Raw genomic sequence first — 20,504 nt, 5'->3', positions numbered from 1 at the left:
TAATCGGACGTCATTATAGGGAAGAGCGCTTCAGAGTGCAAATGACAGGAAAAGCCCGGGATGTCCAGGGCTTTGGATTATGACTGCGGTGTTTAAGTTCGTTTACTGTTTGATGATGACGAGGCGGCTTGGGTCGTGTTTTCCTCAATTAATTGATTCATGTCTTCCAGAACTTTATTTACCGTGCTCATACTGTGTGTTTGGGCTTCAAATAATCGCCAGCCTCCCTTTCTAAATAGTGCTGCCACAGCAAAAAGAATATTGGCTATATCAAGTAGAATTTGCTTGTATCCTCTGTGGGTGTTTAAAACCGGTTTCGCTGCGTTTAAAGCCTCCTGGCAATTTTTTTTGAACTGAGGCGTATTTTCTGAGGGATTGGCTAATAGAGTTTTAACCTCCGCATGCAGTTTTTGGTAGAGCTCAAAAGACACCTGCGCTGGAGTTGCGTACAAAGGATCGTTGGTGGCTTTTAGGGCATGAGCAAGTGATTTTAATTTTAATTCTTCCAAAATACAGTTAAATTTCGCTTCCAGGTTATTGGATTTTAAACATACTTTGCTGGACTTTTGCTGATCTTGCCTTTTCTTTTCCAGCCATTCTTGTTTGGCGGTTTCCGAAGGTAATGCGCCGAGATTTAGAGCCAGAGCCAGACTGTCATAGTCTCTTGTGTTATCCAAGGTGCTCTCGAGCAAGTCTTTAGTCAACCAGCTCCATGCTTTAATACGCCCACTAAATTCTGCTTTTTTAAACAAAAAGGCCGCAACGGTATGATTCATTTGACGATGGTCAAGCAGTCTGTCTATTTGCAGGGTATCAAGATTCATTTGAGCAAGCAGCATTAACTCTTCTTGAGAGTATTCTTTGTCCAAAGTAATGAGCTCATCAAGTTCTTCCTTGTTTGCTTTGGAAATCAGGTGACAAAAGTCAGTTTGCGCTAATATATTTTTATCCAAATGAGTCAACAGTTTTATGATTAGACCGACGGGAATGGCAGAATTATGTTCTTTCACCAGTTCGGTCAGGGGAATCACGGCATTGTGTCTTTGGGCGTATTCTACCAGCGCCATCAAACACATTCCCTCAAAGTCATGGTCTTTGTTATGCCCCCACATTTTAAGCGCAATTTTTAGCACTAAATTTACAGGCATTTGTTTACCTAGGAGCAGCAACAGTTCAGGTGTTTCTATGTGGGGTTGGCTGATTAATAAATCTATAACGTGTTCATTGCAGACAGACGGATTGTTGATAATGAGTTTCAGTTCATTTTTAGTTAATGAATGATGACTTAAAAGATTTAGAGCAACCTCGGGGTTTATTAATTCATGGTTTAACAGACGTTCTTTAACCTGGGCTGTGGCAGATGGGCTTGTAAATAATGCTTCAATAATCATTGGGTTGGTAGTGTTTTTGGTAAGAATTTCTGAGTAAATTTCTTCATCTAAATTATCTTTAGTCAGTATCTTCAGTAGTACTTTTTCAGAATTAGTGCGGGAAATGATCTTAATTAACATGGCTGAAGACAGGTCGTTGCGATTATCAAGTATATCCAGTAAAAGCACTTCTTCGAATCTGTTGTATTTGATCATAAGGTCTAGCAAACTTTTTGTAGGCAAAAAGCTATGTGCCAGAGGACGAATTAATTCAACAGTTGGTATATAAAACCTTCGAAGCTCAGCGGTATTAATGCGGAATTCACGACGAGTTCTGTCAACAGTCTCTGCATAAATAAAAAAATGTTCAAAAAAATGATGAAACAGCATTTTTCCTTTAAAGGCGGGGGTAGAATCCAAAAGGTTGATCAGAGCCATCCCGGTAGCGTTAATCTTTGCGCTTCGTTCTTCACTCATTAATTCTTCCGGATTATAGGGTTCGCACTGATGCAGTTCATAAAAATGCGCAATGCTCATTCCTATACATTCTTCAAGGGCTTTTTTTTGTGATGGCTTTAACGATTCAATGAACGCCATAAAATTAACGATCTGTTCATTACCATTTAAACCTATGATTACATCTCTTAGGTTCATCAAAAATGATAAATGTTGGTTTACATAGATTAGGGTATTCATGGGCAGTATAAATTGTGACTGCAATTGGCCAATCGTGATTATTTTTTTATGCCAGTTTTGATTAATGTAAACAAACACTTCGGCTAACTTAATGTGTTCTGCTTTTTGAGATGGTGTAATTTGCGGTATTAAATCAGCCCAGTTGAATTGGGTCAGATCCTCATAAGGATGGTTGGCGATATAGGTGTATTCACCCTGATGAGTTTGACTCAGTGCTTCTTTAAGATGATGAAAGGACTCTTCACAGCCAGGCCGATAACGCAGTAAGTTATTTTCAAAAAAACTGATTTTTTCATCAGTTTGATCGTGTAACCATAACAAAGGACTATCCTGATTTAACAGGTTATAAAATTCGCCACTAAAAAAGCGAATTTGTTCTCTAATTTTGATGTATTGGATACTTTCAAGTATGTGATCGGGGCGGCTTCCTGCAACGAGGGTATCCCTTGTGGTCGAGATCCAGCTTCTTGGGTGGTTTTTAATAACAGAATGGATCACATCGTCTGCTTCTTGTGGGGTTATGATTACAGCGCTTATTTTATTTTCATTATTTAGGTAATACCAAACCAGATATACTGGTTTAAGAAAGGCATTAATCCCTTCTTTTTGGCTTGAGTAGGTGCTTTCATAATTTTTGCTTACTAAAAGATTTTCGGAAAATATTTGCGACTCAATGTCCTGTTTTTTACACAAAGCGTTCAGTCTTTGCGTCATTGTTTGGAGTTGTGTTTGATTTAAGAATAAGTTTTCAGGGCTGATGAAGGCAGCCCAACCGACTTCCAATTGCTCGCTCAGGTGAGCCCGATATGACTCGTTTAAGGTCATTAACTCAATTTGCACTTCACTTTGCACCTCTTTTTGTACTTCAACCTCGGTATTAAATGAGGTATCAATGGTGTCGTATTCGGGTAAACAAAATGGAATGGCTTTATTGATAATGAGCATAAGCTCCTGCGACATGTTTTCAATGTCCTGAGCTAAAGGGGGCATTTCGGCTGACTCTAGTTGCGATTTCCAGAGATTTTTTATCTGTTTTTGGTAGTGTTTCAATAGTAACTCTATTGCTTTTTTTCTATTGATTCCGCCATAAAGAGTAAAAAGATCCTGCATTTGAATTTCTTCAAAAAACGGTCTGAAATGTTGTATTAAGGCGGCTTTCTTATCTGCCTGTTCTGAGGGAATATCCTGAATCAGGGTCAAAAATTTTCTTCGTATGTGATTGCGCATTTGTTCCTGTGCTGCAGCAGGCGCCTCCATACCCACCATGGCTTTTTCATTATGTTTGAATTGAGTATACAGCTGCTCTACACTCAGTGTGCTCATTCGTTTTGGAATAATCCATTCGTTAGTTTGTTCTTGGTCCAGTTCTCTTTGGCGCATCACACCTTGTAATAGTTCGTGACTCGTTGTTTTATCATCAACTAAAACCAGAGCGTGCGCTTGAGAGTATTGTTTTATGTCCGTACCGGTAGTATGAATTTGATCGTATAATGTGATGCGTTGTTCAGGTATTGATTCCAGCAGGCGATTTATTTCTTCATGTTCGGTTGTGCCCAAAACGGTGATTTTTTGCGGGGAATGGATGCTTAAGGCGCATAAAATCTGGTCCTCGTTAAAATAAAGAACTTGCTTTAGCGGCGAACTGAAATGATCGGGGTATGCTCTGATGTACAAGGCGATTTCTTTGGCAATAGCACGATTGCTCACCCCGGTAAATGTACCTCTGATGTCAATGATACTGCGCACTCTGGAGCGGTCTGGCGATAGACTGATAATGTCCTTGATGAATTGAGAGTATCCCGTATAGTCGCAGCTGGATAAAGTCGTTTTATTTTTTAAAACTTCCAATATATATCCGTCTGAACCTAAAGATGAGCCTTTATTGTATTTTAAACGTTGATGATAAGCCGCTCCATTGAGGGATGGTGTTCCAGATACTCCCTGAATACTGCGGTATTGATCCGTGTGATTGAAGTTATCGTTTGGAAGTATGGCACCGTCTTGGGTGACTTGTTTTAACGCATACTGACGTAAAAAATCAAACATGAGGGCTCTGTTCCATTGGAGCTTTTGGTGTACTTGCATCATCTGTGTTTCATTTTTAACATTAATCTGATGCAAAGTAAGATCACATCCTGCTGTGATCAGGGCGAAGCCCTGAGCGGTGCTGGTGTCATCCAATGTGCTCATAGTCATTACATTTTGCGATAATTGATGTTGCAGCAGTTCCTGTCGTGCCTGGCTTATCCATGAGTTCAATTGTACAATCAGTTGCTCTTTGCCAAGGCCTTTTAAAAGCATCATCTGAATGGTTTTATTTATTGCTTCCAGTTGATCTTTATAACGGTTTCGCTCATTTGGCGTGTCAACTCCTGAGTAGGGTATGGCCAGGGTTTTCTCTAGGGGGCTACATTTTTTAAGTTGCGACTCGCCATAGTGTTTCCCGAGTTTTTGGCTTAATGTTCGTGACAGAGTGACCTTGAGTTGCTGTTTAAAAAATGCCAGTGAATTTTGAGTGTCTTTATCTGCTGTTAAAACCGCTTCTGGAACAGCTGAAGTTTTATTCGTCAGATAGTTTATCAATTCGTCCTGGACTGCTGCGCCGTATTTTAATTGCGCTTGCGTAAGAAAAGAATGTAATGGACTGGCGGGGTCACGAATTAATTTATTCGCTAAATTCATCATGAATGGTTTCCAGTCATAGCTTTTATCATATGAAGGTGCTTCTGCAATGAGAGCACTGTCTATAAAACCAAATAAGGCAATAGCGTTTTTAATCAATAATAGTTCTGGTGATTTGGATTCTCCCGAGGTGTAGTTGAGTTTTTTCTTTATGGATAAACCTTGATGGACTTCATCTATCAGACAGTCGGCATGATTACGAAAGAGCGTGTTGATTTTATCAAGCCAAAAAACCTGTTTTTTCCAGGTTTCATTTTGTTCTGTAGTCGAAAGTAAGAGATCAACGTATTTCAGCTCCAGAGATTGGATGGATTCGCCGCAAGTAACTAAATAGCTTTGAGTAGTAATTACTTCTGTAAACATCTGATATATCTGCTCAAGACGTTTGGGGGTACAGTCGCTTTCTCTTGTGAACTCAAAACGATAGGCTCGCTTACCAAACAGGCGTTGGGAGGTTTTGTTCAAATCAACGTGATTCGTTGCTAATAATGCCTGTGGTACTTCAATTACTACCAGGTTATCGCCTTGAGCTTTTTTTTCAGCCAAAATAGGGATAATGACTTTTGATTTACCTCCTCCCATGATGATTTTTTCAATAGTTTCGTTAAAGCGACTGCCATCTTCAGGCTCGTGAAGTAGCGATTCCAGGGCGCTAAGCTGTCGCTTACGTAATACTATATTGTCTTCGTGTTGCAGTATCACTATCGATGGGTCTTTAAGTCCGGGTATATGATCTCTTGCCAGCAGATCGAGTGCCTGAGCAGCAATAATGGGATTATTGGTAGTTAAAGAATGAGTCAGATCGGTTTTTATCTTGACTAAAGCCTGAAGACTTATACCCTGAACCAGAGCGTGATGAGTTAAATCGTGTAATTTTTTCGCATCAGTAAGGCTTAGTCCTGTTTGTGCAATGCTGTATGCCGCATCTGCCCGAGAATAGAGAGACAGTAGATCTGATTGAGTCAAAGCCCCACGTGCTCTGGATTTTCTTTCAAGAGTCCAGGTTCTTTGTTTTGCCAGATCATCGGGACCTTGGTTGGCTAGCTCAATGGCTTTTGACCACGATTGTGCAATTTTTTGTTTCAGGATGGGCTCGGCAATTTCTGCTGCATTAAGCAATGCGTTTATCAATGGGGATGATTCAATAAGCGTTTGGGCTATTTCTCTTTTCTTCTGTTCCTGGTTATAAAGGATTATCCCTGCCTGTTCTTCCAGGTTAAAGACTTGTTCCAGATCACTGTCCAAATCTTTGGCCAGTAAAGCGATTGCATCATGAGTTTGATTTTCTTGTGCTGTGTATTGGGTGATAAGCTGATCTAAGAGTGCTTTTAAATCAGCAGAATTCTGCGCCAATAAATACTCAATTCCCATTTCCTCCAATAAAGAAACAGACGCAGTTTGCGAAATTTTTAGAGGGTGATATGCAGAGGGTTGATAATGAGCGATTAGCTCTTCAGGTTGTGCTAAATAATCGAAATAGACATCTTTTGCTTCATAAACAGATAAGGGTGGAATACGTACGTGTTCTAAAACAGAAATCAGTTCGCTAAACGTGTATGTTTGATATTTAAATACATACCCGCTTGCCGTGGTTAATAAGCGGTACAATAGATTACACATCAAGGGAATGTTTGAGTCTTGATCTTCGAGTTTAATGTGACGTTTGGCTATCAGTGTTTTGGAGCAATAGTCATATAACTTTTTATGTTCTTCTGAGGTCTTGTCACATGCTATTTGTAAATAGGCTGGGAAGTTCAAGACAAAATCATCTTCGGTTATTGTTGATGACAAAGCAGTTACAGCGTCTTTTTTTCCTTGGGGACTGAGCAACACTCCGGGTAATTTATTCAACCATTGGTTCATTTGAATTATGGTTTGAGGTTTCAGGATGGTTTCATTAAATCTGTAGTTTTTAGGGATATCCAAACTAATGGGAACCAAGTTCAACTGGGTTGATTTGGCAACAACTGGTTGCAGGCGGGTCAGATTTTCGCTAATAAAGTTAAGCCTTACTGCATCAAAAGGGACTAGTGATTGATTTGCAGTTTGTCTTGCCAGCAGTGCATTACGTTCTCTTAACAACTCCTCAAGACTTAAGCTCATCCATTCATAACCCAAAGCGCCTGATGGGGCATGGCCTTGGGGTTGGGATTGATAATAATAGGTTAATAATTTTTTACGTTCCAAAGGTGATAAAACATAGGTATGTTCCAAATGACGCCGCATGGTTTGCAGGCGGCTAAAGGTCAGATAAATGTGTTCGGGAAGTGCTTTTTGAAACATATTTATTTTCTTGCGTTCAATGGATTCATAAAGCGCATTTGCGGTCATGTAAGGCTCAGGAATATCTTTAAGATCAAACGAACCATTTTGGATGAGAAAATCACACAATAAACTCATGGCTTTGAGCTGACAAGCGACATAAGTAGGCGTATTTCTCTTGGGTTTATTTCTGTCAAATTCGTCTTCATAAATGCTAAAAAAAACATGCGGTATTTCTTTGCAGATCCAGTAGATGTACTGCAACTCTTCAGCGTTGCCAGTTAATCCCCCAAATCGGGTAGTACATTCCTCTAAGGTCTGCCATGCTTTTCGGGTTTGATCTGTGGCCATGTAAAGGTATGCAAGGTATAGGGCATCAGATATTTTATCTGCTACTGGTTCGCCATTTTTAAGTCGGAAACTCATGCATTTCTGACTGTTACGATGACGCCACAAGGGTGGTCGTTCTAGCGGTTTGCTATGCAGTTCTTCATAGATTATGGTGCGGGGAATTTGACTTTCTATGTCATGGATTAAAGGATAGAATTCGCTTTCTCGAGCTTCTAGTGATGTGGCATAAAAACGACAAACCGGCACTAAATAACGTTGATGTTCGTCATGAGATACCAGGACAAGACCGGCCACTGATGGATGCACCGGTACGCTTTTTTCATCAATGCGTTCTCCTGTTTCCTTGTTGACAAGGGTGTCACCATGAAGTTCAAAACATAAATTATATCTCGGCAGGTTAATAAAAGAACCGGAAGGGCTTGCATGAGATAAAAGAAACTGATGATTTTCAAATTGTTTTAGCGCTGTTGGGATGTCAGCTATTAAATAAGCTCCTGTTTCGTTTGCGTCTGCATCAAGAGCCATGATGCGATTATTATCCACTGAATAAACAGGAATATTATCTCGTACTAAAATTCCTCTGTTCTCACCTGTGGTTAAATTGTGCCAATAATTCATGCTCCCATCGGTGAGAATTGTGGGCAGATCTTTAAAAAGAGGGACTATACCAGGGTTTGCAAGTGCGGCTTGATGGGTATCGGAAAGCGCCAAGAGTTCATATTCTGCACTACTTTGTTGAATGTTCCATTGTCTTCTCACGGTTAAATGATTTTCCGAAGAGTACAGATGCACCTCTTGATCTTTATCCATCAAAATCATGTAATCTTGTGCGGAACTCATCAGGCATTGTTTGATGTGCGCAAGTCCCAGTTCTTTGATTAGGGGATGATTTTGAATGAACAGGGGTACTCCGCTTTGTGCCAGGCCGTCAACAAATAATTTTCCCTGGATGGCATCAAATGAAGAAGAGGATTGCGTTAATGGATCTTCCAAAGCAATAACAGGAAACTGACTGCTGATAACAGTATGTGTTTCAGAAATATTGGAAGCCGTATTGAGTATATTTTTGATTAACTCCTCTACCTGTTTTTGCGGTTGTTGCCAGATGAACAATTTAAACTGAGCATGGGCACATTCCATGCTCATAGTATGTGCTTTATCCTCGAGAATAAGAGGATTTGTGTTGCTGTTCAGATAATAATAGGCCTGGTAAGCCCGGTTAAACATGGTGTTGGATTGTTCACCAAGTTCCATACACGTCAAAAGAGTTAAAAAGAGATACTGATGGAGCACGTATACGATTTCTGCTTCATTACTCTGTGACAAGTGTTCTTCAATTTCCTGTTGTATGGCCCGAAGTCTTGGGATTCCTGCTGGATTATTTGCCAAAGCCAGGTAGCGGCTTACCAGGTAATTGAGGCGTAGGAACAGGAGGGAATGACGAGTATGTTGACCATTGTGAGAAAAAAAACTCACTCCTGATTTAAGATGAGCATTAAATTGGGTCAGGAATTGAGGATTTTTACTTGCAGCGAATAAAAGCCCGGGTTGAAATAGATTGGCTTCGAGGTAGCGTTGGTTCGATTCATCCGCCAGTGTATCGATGTGGCTGGTAAAAAAATCAAGAGTTAACGCAATTTGCAGTTTGGGGTCGCTGCGAAGATGTAAATAATCTCTGGCTTTAATCTCTTCTTGACTGATTTGTCGGAATTCTTGTAATAAAGGTTGAGGTTTTGCAGGGCGCAGTTGAATTGTATTGGCTTTTTTAGGGGTAATTTTTCTCATATAGGAAGTCGAACTGGGTACATCGGCTTCAAGAGCAACTTTAGCCGGTGAGTCTTTTAAACTGTATTTAAACTGATTGTAATTATTTATTAACTCACTATGAGGAACGTGGGTCACAAAAAGTGGTGCAAAGAAATCAAGATGATTATTATCAAAACTGAAATTGAAAAAGATAAATTCAGCGTATTGTATCTTGAAAAAAGGATTAATTGCTCGTCTGAGTAGGCACTCGTGATTTATATGATTCAATACTGTGTTGATAATAGGAGCAAATTTATCATCCAGAGAACTGGTTTTGTCTTTGTGTAATGAAATCAGAAACAGTGATTTAAGACGGTTCTCTCGTATTTTTAAATGCATTGGTAAAGTGACCTGACCAAATTTGGCATCGTACAGAGTATCTAATTCGGCTTTTAATAGGGGTTCGGTGTCTAATAACTTCCTGAGATAATCAAAATAATCACTGTAGTTTAGTCTTGGTACTGCATTGTATTTTTTTTGAAGATTAATGAATCGTTGATCCAGCCTCGGGTGATTGGTGGCATAAAAAGGATTTCTGTATTGATTGTCAAGAATGGAACACATGACCGTTTTGGAAAAGTTTAAGAAAGACGGCAGCCTTTTTTTTGTTGTGATTACATTATGAAGTTCTATTTGTAGATTGGTTATGCTGAGCAGCACTATCTTGAAAGAAGGATTGGGTTCTTTTTTTATCCACTTTTCGTAAAGCCCCAGAGATATATTTTGCATTTGACGCAGAATCATTTCAAATTGTTCAAAATCAGCTTCCGTACTAAGTTCTCGGTAAAAACCAGAGTTATCAGTTACTCTTATCTCAAGTGGCATCTCCAGAATGAGTTGTTCCATATAAACATACTGAGTGGCCCAGTCACTTAAATTGTTTATGAGTGTTACAGCACTTAAGAGGGTTTTGAGAAGATTTGTTCCATCGTTTAACTTGATCATAGGTGGAACAATTTCGGTTTCTGATTTTTTATTTAATCCAACTTTAGGCTCTTTAAGGGGGCCAGGTTTAACAGAATATGAGAAGGTGTCTGTTTTAAGAGGTGGTGGGGGCTGAATTTTATCAAACTCTATGGTCTGTAATTGTTGTTCCAGAGCGGTTATTTTATAAACCTCTTCCTCAATTTCAATAGGACTGAACAAGTCAGGGCTGTTTAAAATTTTTAGATTATTATCTATAGCCAAACGAATTTGCTGAAGCACAGCAGGAGTGTAACTTTGCTTTTTTTCCATACAGGCTTTGGCATAGTCAAAAAGGGCGTATTGCTTGAAATGAAACATAAATCGTTGATAATCTCGAGATGATTGAGTGTTGAGCTTGAGCATTTGATGTAGGGAACGTTGCGAACAGGTTCCGGAGAGTTGACCTCCTGTGTAGGCGTGCTCGGATAGTCCCTCACGTGCATCAATTTCTTCGCCATTGATGTAACTGATGCTGGGAAAAATTTCTTTATAAAGAACCTCGTCGTCAACCGCTTTAACCTGGGTATTGGTTCCTCTGGGTAAACGGGCTTTGATTAGTTTAATAATGAAATGTTTCAGCTCTTCTTTTAACAGGGTTGAGGTGGGCGTAGGGATGAGCCAGGATTTTTTGGGACTGTATAATTCCTTTTCGGTGGCCGATTTTTTTGCATGGTATTGAAGCCCTGCTCCGGCATTGATTGCACTAAATACAAATCCGCATTCGTGAGGACTAAATTCATAGATCATGGCATGACCGCCCTGCCTGTTATACCATCCCCCAGGAAGCAGGATTTTACTGTCTTTGGGCATAGTCAGTATGCTATCAGCGATGGATTCTGCCAGTTCTTTTATGTCTTCGTTATATCGAGTGGCCTGAGTCATATTTTCGGTCATTTGTTCGAGACGGCAGATGTTTTTCATTTGATCCATCAAAATCAGGTAGTCGGTTGGAAACGGCTGTTGTGTTGCGTTGAGGTGGTCCAGATATTGACTCAGGTATTTTATGGTGTTAGCCAGTTGATTGCCCTGTAACCCAAAAGTTCCAGTTAAAGAGGAGTCGTTTTCAATATGGGCAAATAGTGAGGCATCTATAGTCATCTATGATCTTTTTTAATAAGTATAGAGTAATTATAGATCACATTGCTCTTTTAAAAAATACACTGATAACCCACATTCCCGCTGTCCTGACAGCGAGAATGGGTGAATTGAAAAAGGATGGATTATGACGTTAACCGTAAAGGGCATGTTGAATGGCTATAGCAACCCCGGCTACTGCAATAGCCTCCAGTGTCTTTTTACTCGGCATGTACCGTTTAAAAAATCCGTGATTGGCCGAAATATTTGCTGTTTGAGTTTCTGGCTCCGCTAAAGCTTGGGGTACTGCTGTTTGCTCAGAAGTCAGCTCGTCAGATTCAGATTCAGATTCTAGCTCTGCCTCAGATTCTGTCTCAGATTCAAATACAGATTCCTGTAAGCCCAATTTAGGAGATTGGGTGTTTATCGTGTCAAACAAACTGGGAATAGAAGGAGCCGTTTTTAATAATTCTTCTAATAATATTCGGTGTTTTTCTGCCTTTTGCCGAGATAATTCCTCCTGTTTTAACTGTTCTTGCTTTAATGCTTCAAGCTTAAGTGCCTCTTGTCTTAATTGTTCGATTTTGAGTAAACCATCAATTTTTTCTTTGATGCTGTTGTAGGCTGAATGTAATTGTTGGAGTTCCAGGCTCAAAGCTGGTAAGTAGGACTCTGCTGTATACTTGGATGGAATGGCGTTTTTGAGTACTTCTTCTTCTTTTGTCAGCGTGTCTTTTGCTATTTGTTTGTTTTTTTCTAAAGGATATTCAAACAACCAGGAAAAGACCCAATAAAAAATTTTGGTGATAATCCATGTTTTATTCCATTCTTCTTCCAGTTTATTGTAATTTTTTTGGGCTTTTGCCAACTTATTTTTTTGTACTATGTAAGAGTTTATTTCATCTTGTACCTGTTTTTGTTGTTTTTTAAGCTCACCAAGGGACATGCGCAGATTCGCCATATCGTCAATTTCCTCTGATGCGTCGTCTTGCTCTGAATATACTTCCTGTACCCAGGTAGAGCACTCGTTGTATTCATCATGAGGCGTGTTTCTTGCAAATGCAGAGGTAACGAGCATCGTGTTTTGTTTTTTATCATCAAAATACTCCACATCCTCAAGAGCTCTTGGGCTTTCAGGAGGGGCATCAGGCTCATCACTGCTTGGTATGTCCAGATGTTCCGATTTATTCGGGCTCTCGTAGATTTCATCAAGCATGGTCTTAGATTCTTCGGATTGTTCCCAATTTTCGGTTGTTGATTTCATGTGGGCTCCTTTTATGAAAAAAAGTTTTCTAAATGTACACTAATTGAGCTTTTAAATCTACTTTCGTAAATGCCCACGTATACCAAATCCATAGATAATCAACAATAAAAGTACTCTTTGCTTCATCCTGAACTCGAACGCAGCCAAAGAGGAGGAGGATCTTTTGCAGTCTGGTTTTATAAGATCATGAAATAACATAAATTAAGGATTTAGGAGCAAAATACGGTTAACTATGCCTATTCATCACAAAGTACCTTTAACTCCTGAGTCTGGCTTACCGGATTGTAGACCATTACAGGTGGGCATGCTGTATGCAAAGGAGCATTACCTGGGGTGGCAGCAGGACACATCCCAGGGCAGGGGTTATCTATATCATAGGAACTTGCACAAAGAGTTTGGCTTGCAGGATTGCAATTACATTTACAAGCCGCCTGCAGCTGAAAAGGAATAAAACAAACAACGAGTAAAATGAGTAATTTCATTTGAAAATCCTTAAGCTTTTTAAGCCGTAGTTGTCTCTTCATGCTGTTGCTTTTCCTCACCATCTGGTGACAACAATTCCTTTTAGGGAAGAGCAAAATGCCATTTCATTGCTTCAGAAAGACCCTCTAACATTAACTCTCCACGAATACTGTTTCCTTTGGCATTAACTCTGGGGCTTAAGGCAACGATGCCTGCCTTGCCCGGAACTGTACCGATAATATAGCCGGATACACCGCTTTTAGCAGGTATTCCCGTTTTCACCATATGCGTTCCTGTTTCGTCGTATAACCCGCAGGTTGCCATTATGGCCAGAGTTATTTTACAGGTTTGCGCAGAGATAATCTGTTCTCCGGTTTGCGGATCGACTCCACCGTTAGCTAGCAGTAGGGGCAAGTAAAGCATTTGTTCCAAAGTCGCTTCATAGGAACACAGGGCAAAATACAAATCCAGGGTTTCATTAACATCTGAACCAAGATTGTTGCGGCTTTTTAATATGTAGGCCAGTGAACGGTTCCTGTCCCCTGTTCTTTTTTCTGAGGCATAAACCAGAGGATTAATGCTCAATTTTTCATTGAATAATTTTTTTACCCAATGTTCCATCCAGCCAAACTGATGTTCGCCAGTTCCCGGAATATGAGAGCACAGGGTAATGGCTCCTGCGTTAAGCATAGGATTTGAAGGCTTGGGGCCAAACTGTTCAAGACGGGTGATGGATGCAAAATCATCCCCGGATGGTTCGACTTTAACCCATTCAAACAGCTGTTCTGCTCCTACTTCTTCCAATAATCCAATGAGCGGGATTAATTTACTGGTGCTTTGCAGCGTTACAGGGCTTAACTCTGCATTACTCCATAAAAGCGGTTGTTCGCCAATTTGCTGAACAGCCAGAGCAGTAAGTTCCTGATTTACATTGGCCAATTCGGGTATGTAGGACGCAGTATTGCCTGCTTTGTTTAATTCAGCAGATTCAACTAACTCTTTTAACAAATTGATAGTTAATGCATTTTGTGTCATATGGACCTGCTTGGAAAAATCGACCATTATGCTAATATTAGCACATTAATGCAACATGTTTTTACAGACTGTCCACGACTGTCCCATTGAAAGAGTGTCGTCTTTTTAGAACTCAATGAACGCCAACACAGGCATGCCTGCTAATTCATTGAGTGTCAGAGTTTATTTCATTATTAAGGACAAGGGTGACAACTGTTCCCAAGGTGGGTTGGCTTTGAATGTTAATCTCACCGTGATGAAGGTTCATAATTGCTTTGGCTATTGCCAAACCTAATCCAAGCCCCGTAGTTTCTTTATCTTCAGAGTGATTGGCTTTATAAAATCCCTGACACAATAAAGGTAAATGTTCTTTGGCTATTCCTGTACCATTGTCTTTTACGGAGATAAGAGTCTTTTGGTGTGTTTTTTCAGTTTTAATATGAATGCTTCCACCTGATTTGGTGTGGGCGAGGCTATTGTCCAGAATATTTGCAATAACCCGTTTAAACAAATGCTCGTCTACTTTAATTAGCGCATCACCCTCAATGTTAATGTCTATTCTGTGTTCAACAGCGGTAAAATGATAAAAGTCAGTAATGGAACTGATCAACGTTTTAGCGGATAGCTGTTTGCGATGTAAGGGGATTTGACCGTGTTCACTGCGAGTTAAAAAGAGAAGATTATCCACCAGTTGAGTCAAGTGGTGAAATTCGTCCAAATGGGCGTATAACAGGTTTTGGTAGGTTTCTACAGATTGAGGTTTAGCCAGGGTTATCTCGGTCGCAGTTTTAAGATAGTGCACGGGATTGCGTAACTCATGCGCCATACTGGCAGAGAACTGCTTGATGTGGCGAAATGCGCTTTCAATACGAAACAACATGGCATTGCATGTTGCTGCCAGTTGTTGCAACTCTTGAGGATAGCCCTGAATTTTTAGCCTTTTATCAAGTGATGATGCATTAATCGATGCCAGTTCTTCCGAGAAATTATCAAGCGGTTTCATGCTCTTTTTTGCCATGAAACAGCTGGCGCATATGAGTATTAACGCAGAAATCCACAGGCCAATAAAAAATTTTTTAATACAGATTTGTGCTAATACAAAGTGATGGTATTCCTGATTTTGATGCGCCAGATAAAGCAATTTTTTGAGCGGGGGATAAACCAGAACGGTAATAACGGACAAAATAAGCACCGTTGTGACGATGAAGATCAACAACAGGCGATTGATAATCGACATGGAGTTAGCGAACTTCCAGGACATATCCTACTCCTCTGACCGTATGAATTAATTTTTGGGGATATTCATTGTCGACTTTTTCCCTGAGTCTTTTGATGGCTACATCGATAACGTTGGTGTTGCATTCAAAATGGATATCCCAAATCTGTTCGGCAATGATTGTTCGTGAGAGTACCTCACCGCTTCTTCTGACCATTAAGGCTAAAAGCATAAATTCTTTTGCTGTTAGCAGGAGCTTTTTACCTGCTCGTTCTGCAGTATGTTTTATTAAATCCAATTTTAAGTCGTCTATGATTAACACTATTGGATTATCGTTGGGTTTTCTGCGCAACAGCGATTTGATGCGAGCCAGTAATTCATTGAACGCAAAAGGTTTTATCAGATAGTCTTGCGCCCCAGACTCTAGCCCTTTGACTCGACTGTCTACATCATCACATGCTGAGAGCATAAGCACCGGTAAGTCAGGTTGGGTTTCACGAATTTTTTCAAGCACAGTCCATCCATCAAACACCGGTATTCTGACGTCCAGAATAACGGCATCGTAATGAATTTCAGAGAGTTGATAGAGTGCCTCGGCGCCGTCATAAACAGCATCTGCTTGAAATTGATATTCTCTAAATCCTTTACAGATGTAATCAGCTGTTTTTTTATGATCTTCGACAACGAGTAGGCGCATAGTTAGAGTGGTGATTAAAAAGTAGACAATTTTAACACAACCTGAAGATAAAGTTAATCATGTAAAAATGACAATATTGTCATGTTGGCGTCATGCTTGTGACATGTTGCACTCATTATCATGAAATTACCGTTCTTTTCATGCCAGATGCAAATGAACCATTCTTCCCAAGAGTTTCAGGAAAAAAACCCAACGATTAAATCAACCCTGACCTTTTTTAACACCCAGCTGACTGCTTTAAATACCCAAAGACTTCAGTTGAATCGAAGTAAAGGATTTGCAAAATATCTTGCTCAATCACAAAACACGTTAAGGAGCCTCGCTCCTTTGGACACTACTTTGGGCGTGCTGAGTTTCACGCTGTATATGGCTCGTTTTGCGGTTAATCTGGGTTTATTGGCGCAGATGATGCTTGACGATGAGCATACCAGAACCTGTGAAAAAAATCGCCGGGATTTGTATTACAGCCTTGGGAATGACTGTTTGTGGGGAATTGTGAATTTGACGCAGTTTTTTTGGTTGTCATTTAACACATCCCAATCAGCAGGGCTTTATGGGGTTCAGTTAGAGGTATTTGCTCAATTGATTGATGTGATGGTCATGATCATTCGCTTTCAGGAAAGCGCCGAAGAATATGAACGTCAATTCAAGGTGGCAAGCCTTGCAGAACGCAGGAGAATGGCTATTGAATGGCAGCACAAAGAATTACACCTGATGCGTTCTTTGATGGCTGTTTTATCAATTACACTGGTTTTAGGCTCATTTGCTTTTTCAATTGTTGCAGTTCCTGTATCACCCCTGATTTCTGCAATACTTCTAATCAATGCAGTGTTACGAGTGATAATTGATGCTTATAAAGACAAACAATTACGGGCTCAACTCAAGCAAGAAGGCTGTCCCTCGGAGCATATTGAGCAGGAATACAGTCTTTCCACCCGTGATCGTCTGAATGATTTGAATCAGGTCATTTTGTATAACGTGTTCGTTCCCTTAGGGTTGTTTTTATTTCTGACCACACCGTTTTCTCTGTTGGTAACCAGTCTGCTTCTGATGGTTTTTGTTCATTATTTGGCTGCGTCGCTAATCGATACCCCTGCACCGAATTATCCACGGCTTACCGCATGAATTGCTTTAAAAATCGTGTTTGATGATAAATTACCTGATGTAGTGTTATCGCTGATAACTAAGCAGAAATTAATAAAAGCAAAGTGGCGTTATTGTAAAGCTAGCCGCAAGAATAGATTGTGGTGAATGGTTATTAACAAATAAGGTATAATCACCTTATTGATTAGCCAGTTGCAGTATTAAATAATACAGACCATGCATTAGTTGTCGTTTGTATTCGCATTTATTGGGGTGATTTCTGGAATGAACATGTTGTCTTTGTTTTCTGGCTGCGGAGGGATGGATCTCGGATTTGAGGGTGGTTTTAGTATTTTAAAAAAATCCTATAATCCTTTAACCCATCAGCACTGGAACATTAAGGAATTAGATGAACATTGGTTGAAATTGCCATCAACGGGATATAAAACCATTTTTGCAAACGACATATTAAGATCAGCAAAAGCCGCCTGGACAAGCTATTTTTCTAATACGAGAGCCATTAGTGAGGGTACTTTTGCTCAAGAAAGTATCATCGATGTGGTTCATAAAATAAAGAATGCGGATTTAGTATTTCAACAGGATATAGACATTGTTACCGGAGGATTTCCGTGCCAGGATTTTAGTGTTGCCGGAAAAAGATTAGGTTTTAACTCTCATAAAGGCCATCATGGTGACGTGTTAACAGATTTGGATAATCCGAGCATTGATAATCGAGGTAAATTATATTGGTGGATGCGAGAATTTATTAACCTGACTCAACCCAAAGTATTTATCGCTGAAAATGTAAAAGGATTAGTAAGTCTGGATAATGTAAAGGCCATCATTGAGAGTGATTTTAAAGATATTGGTGGTGGTTATACGGTTGTACCATCCAGAGTTTTATCGGCCTATGAATACGGTGTTCCACAATCCAGAGAACGAGTGATTTTTATAGGTTTTAGAAAAAGCTCTTTAAATTCAAAAGCAGCTCAAGAATTAGAACACGCTGTAATTTCTGAGCGTTATTCACCTTATCCGGTTAAGTCTCATTATTGGGATAAAGACAACAGCGCCCATATTATCGCTAAATTAAATCCTCATGTCAGTGTACGAGATGCTTTGGTTGGTTTACCTGAACCAGAAGAGTCAGATGATTTATCTCATCAAAGTTATTCAAAAGCAAAGTGGATGGGTAAACATTGTCAAGGCCAGATTGAGGTTAAACTGGATCAAATTGGGCCTACTATACGCTCTGAACATCATGGCAATATAGAATTTAGGAGGCTTGCGCTGGAACATGGTGGCAAATATGATGATGATTTTAAAAAAGGCAAAAAGCAGCGGCGTTTATCTGTAAGAGAGTGTGCCAGAATACAAACATTTCCCGATGAATTTCATTTTGTCAGAAAGGTTAGCGATCCAAATTATAAAATCAGTGCCTCCGAGGGCTACAAGTTAGTTGGCAACGCAGTACCACCACTGTTGGCGTTTCACATTGCTATGAGATTAAAAGATAACTGGGAGCTGTATTTTGGCTGATTTTTTATGATTATATTAAAAGCAACAGATGCTTATATCCAGGATTTTAGACATTTATTAGCACAAGCAAAATTAGCAATTGAGGCTTCAGATGCTAAAGACGTACCTTCAGGGGCGTTTTTTGAAGTATATCTTTATGATTTATTAGAGAAATTGTCCGTTAATACAGTATTTAGTAATACCTTTGAGATAACCTCTAAATTCGCTTTTCCTGATATTATTTCTAAAATTGAGCAAAATAAATGGATTGGTATTGAAGTAAAAACCAGTCAAAAAGATTGGAAATGTTTTGGAAATAGCATATTTGAAAATACACGGATTAAAGAAGTTGAAAATATCTTTATTTTTTTTCTCAAATCCAAACCAAACCTAAGTTGCAGATGGGATTATTATGCTCATTGTATTGAGAGCATCAACATTACTCATTCCCCACGTTATCAAATAAACATGAATTTGTTAGAAGAAGGTAAAGAAAATATTTTCACACTGTTTAACGTAACTTATGACGAGTTTAGGGCGCTTTCTGTAGAGGACAGGATGGATTATGTCCGAAAGTTAAAGAAAAAAGAAGTCGGCGCAAATATGGCATTATGGTGGTTACCCTCTAATGAAAACGATGAAGCTGATGATTCAAAATTAGCTATAAAACTTTTAAGTGAACTACCCAAGAGTAAGAAAAACAACATCATTTCTAGGGCTATTATTTGTTTTCCTGAATTATTTTTAAAAAAATCCCCTCATAAATATCATCGAGTTGCCAAATGGCTGGCTGCAGAATTTGGAGTTGTTTCTCATAGTCTGAGAGATGAGTTTTCAGCTGGAGGACAAATTAAAGTTCAAATTGCAAAAAATCAATTTTTAATACCAAGGATATACGAGTTATTAATTACTTTACGTGACGAAATTCTTTTTCTTTTTAAGACCATGAATACTGATTTATTATCAGAGTACTGGCCGGATTTATACGTTGAGGATACGCCCATTCAACGCTGGATCAAACTGGTATCTCATTATGCAGCAACATCACGATTATCAAATGAACATTTCCCAGTGGCGTTATGGTTAACTCAGTTGTTTATTCAGCAAAAAGAAGACTAAAAATGCATGACAGGATTTCTTGAGCTGTTATCAATACGTTTTCTTGTTTAATGGGATAAACGGCTATAAATGAAAAATTTCTGAGCAACATAGTGCAAAATTCCAGCTATACTTTAGCTAGTAGCTTTTTATAAGGATTGGAACTATGGCACATCACACACGAGAAGGGTTAATTCATCAGGCAAAGAGCCGATCCAAATCCATTGCCTTGATTTATTCACCTATTGAACTTCATGAATATATTGTTGAAATTATTGCTAAAGATACCGATGTGTTTATCCACAAAGGGAAAGAATTATGGCACTTTAACTCTATAGATGAAGCGATGTCTCGAGCCGCAGAGTACGGGGCTGAGGAATTTTTCTTGTGTGCTGACAATACTTATGATGAATGCGGATCAGACGGTGGGACACAAGGTTTTGACTATATTCCGCTTTATTCAAAAGCCAAACGCAGTAAAAATAATTAAATACTGAATAACTTTACCACCCCTCATAAACAGGATAACGAAAAAAACATTCACTGGCGATTCAACCTGAAGTTTCGGCAAGCATGCGAGACGAATGACAGCACGATTAGTTGCCTAAAGCCTCATTAATTTTTGCCTTATGATAATTTGATTTAAAATTAATCAAAAATGGCAGTTTTAAATCAAATTAAAATTAAAAATCAAAGCGAACTTGATAGGTAAATGATTAACGGTTACATAAGGTCTCAAAAAACGATGATAAAGTGAACTTGAATGTTCTTGATCTTGTATTTGTTTCTGATAGAGGAACCTAAGATATGAAAAGAAAATATGGCTTAGATTTCTTTGTTTCTAACTGGATTGAAATGACCAGCGGCTTTCCATTTCCTCGCTTTTTTCAAGTAAATCGTGACGGAAATGCTAAAGGCATAGTTGTCCTTAAGTTAGGGGATTAA

11 protein-coding genes are annotated in these 20,504 nt (G+C 39.3%); 5 read left to right on the top strand and 6 right to left on the bottom strand.

The features are described 5' to 3' along the window. Positions 1–92: 92 nt before the first annotated feature. From Lwor_RS01230 to lciR, 6 genes are all read right to left on the bottom strand, one after another. Complete coding sequence (locus Lwor_RS01230; protein ID WP_058491995.1) at positions 93–11,231, bottom strand: DUF3638 domain-containing protein; 11,139 nt, start codon at positions 11,229–11,231, stop codon at positions 93–95. A 130-nt stretch (positions 11,232–11,361) separates the two neighbouring features. After that, the gene (locus Lwor_RS01225) at positions 11,362–12,471 is read right to left on the bottom strand and encodes a hypothetical protein (protein WP_058491991.1); all 1,110 of its coding nucleotides are present in this window, start codon (positions 12,469–12,471) and stop codon (positions 11,362–11,364) included. A gap of 236 nt (positions 12,472–12,707) precedes the next feature. Beyond that, positions 12,708–12,953, bottom strand: a complete 246-nt coding sequence (locus Lwor_RS01220; protein WP_058491989.1) for a hypothetical protein — start codon at positions 12,951–12,953, stop codon at positions 12,708–12,710. An 82-nt stretch (positions 12,954–13,035) separates the two neighbouring features. After that, positions 13,036–13,968, bottom strand: coding sequence for a glutaminase A (glsA, locus tag Lwor_RS01215; protein WP_058492209.1), 933 nt, complete (start codon positions 13,966–13,968; stop codon positions 13,036–13,038). A 145-nt stretch (positions 13,969–14,113) separates the two neighbouring features. After that, positions 14,114–15,208: an ATP-binding protein gene (locus tag Lwor_RS01210; protein WP_058491987.1), complete on the bottom strand. Its 1,095-nt coding sequence runs from the start codon at positions 15,206–15,208 to the stop codon at positions 14,114–14,116. Then, positions 15,189–15,860, bottom strand: a complete 672-nt coding sequence (lciR, locus tag Lwor_RS01205; protein WP_058491985.1) for a copper-responsive two-component system response regulator LciR — start codon at positions 15,858–15,860, stop codon at positions 15,189–15,191. The genes Lwor_RS01210 and lciR overlap by 20 nt, the downstream gene beginning before the upstream one ends. A 153-nt stretch (positions 15,861–16,013) precedes the next feature. Here lciR and Lwor_RS01200 point away from each other — a divergent pair, with 153 nt between their 5' ends. The 5 genes from Lwor_RS01200 to Lwor_RS13655 all read left to right on the top strand — a co-directional run bounded on the left by Lwor_RS01200 (position 16,014) and on the right by Lwor_RS13655 (position 20,504). After that, positions 16,014–16,985, top strand: a complete 972-nt coding sequence (locus tag Lwor_RS01200; protein ID WP_058492208.1) for a hypothetical protein — start codon at positions 16,014–16,016, stop codon at positions 16,983–16,985. A 243-nt stretch (positions 16,986–17,228) separates the two neighbouring features. Beyond that, entirely contained in the window at positions 17,229–18,482 is a 1,254-nt protein-coding gene (locus tag Lwor_RS01195; RefSeq protein ID WP_058491983.1) for a DNA cytosine methyltransferase, read from the top strand. A 6-nt stretch (positions 18,483–18,488) separates the two neighbouring features. Beyond that, complete coding sequence (locus Lwor_RS01190; protein WP_058491981.1) at positions 18,489–19,580, top strand: hypothetical protein; 1,092 nt, start codon at positions 18,489–18,491, stop codon at positions 19,578–19,580. Positions 19,581–19,725: 145 nt separating this feature from the next. After that, positions 19,726–20,049, top strand: a complete 324-nt coding sequence (locus tag Lwor_RS01185; RefSeq protein WP_058491979.1) for a hypothetical protein — start codon at positions 19,726–19,728, stop codon at positions 20,047–20,049. Positions 20,050–20,366: 317 nt separating this feature from the next. After that, complete coding sequence (locus Lwor_RS13655) at positions 20,367–20,504, top strand: hypothetical protein (RefSeq protein WP_157063114.1); 138 nt, start codon at positions 20,367–20,369, stop codon at positions 20,502–20,504.

This window comes from Legionella worsleiensis (assembly GCF_001467535.1).
Taxonomy (GTDB): domain Bacteria; phylum Pseudomonadota; class Gammaproteobacteria; order Legionellales; family Legionellaceae; genus Legionella; species Legionella worsleiensis.
The sequence above is the reverse complement of the archived record's forward strand: the minus strand, read 5'-3'. Positions and strand labels throughout refer to the sequence as shown.

Coding starts and splice junctions, on each gene's coding strand:
- Lwor_RS01230 (WP_058491995.1), bottom strand. CDS start 11,231: ATGACTATAGATGCCTCACTATTTGCCCATATTGAAAACGACTCCTCT.
- Lwor_RS01225 (WP_058491991.1), bottom strand. CDS start 12,471: ATGAAATCAACAACCGAAAATTGGGAACAATCCGAAGAATCTAAGACC.
- Lwor_RS01220 (WP_058491989.1), bottom strand. CDS start 12,953: ATGAAATTACTCATTTTACTCGTTGTTTGTTTTATTCCTTTTCAGCTG.
- glsA (WP_058492209.1), bottom strand. CDS start 13,968: ATGACACAAAATGCATTAACTATCAATTTGTTAAAAGAGTTAGTTGAA.
- Lwor_RS01210 (WP_058491987.1), bottom strand. CDS start 15,208: ATGTCCTGGAAGTTCGCTAACTCCATGTCGATTATCAATCGCCTGTTG.
- lciR (WP_058491985.1), bottom strand. CDS start 15,860: ATGCGCCTACTCGTTGTCGAAGATCATAAAAAAACAGCTGATTACATC.
- Lwor_RS01200 (WP_058492208.1), top strand. CDS start 16,014: ATGAACCATTCTTCCCAAGAGTTTCAGGAAAAAAACCCAACGATTAAA.
- Lwor_RS01195 (WP_058491983.1), top strand. CDS start 17,229: ATGAACATGTTGTCTTTGTTTTCTGGCTGCGGAGGGATGGATCTCGGA.
- Lwor_RS01190 (WP_058491981.1), top strand. CDS start 18,489: ATGATTATATTAAAAGCAACAGATGCTTATATCCAGGATTTTAGACAT.
- Lwor_RS01185 (WP_058491979.1), top strand. CDS start 19,726: ATGGCACATCACACACGAGAAGGGTTAATTCATCAGGCAAAGAGCCGA.
- Lwor_RS13655 (WP_157063114.1), top strand. CDS start 20,367: ATGAAAAGAAAATATGGCTTAGATTTCTTTGTTTCTAACTGGATTGAA.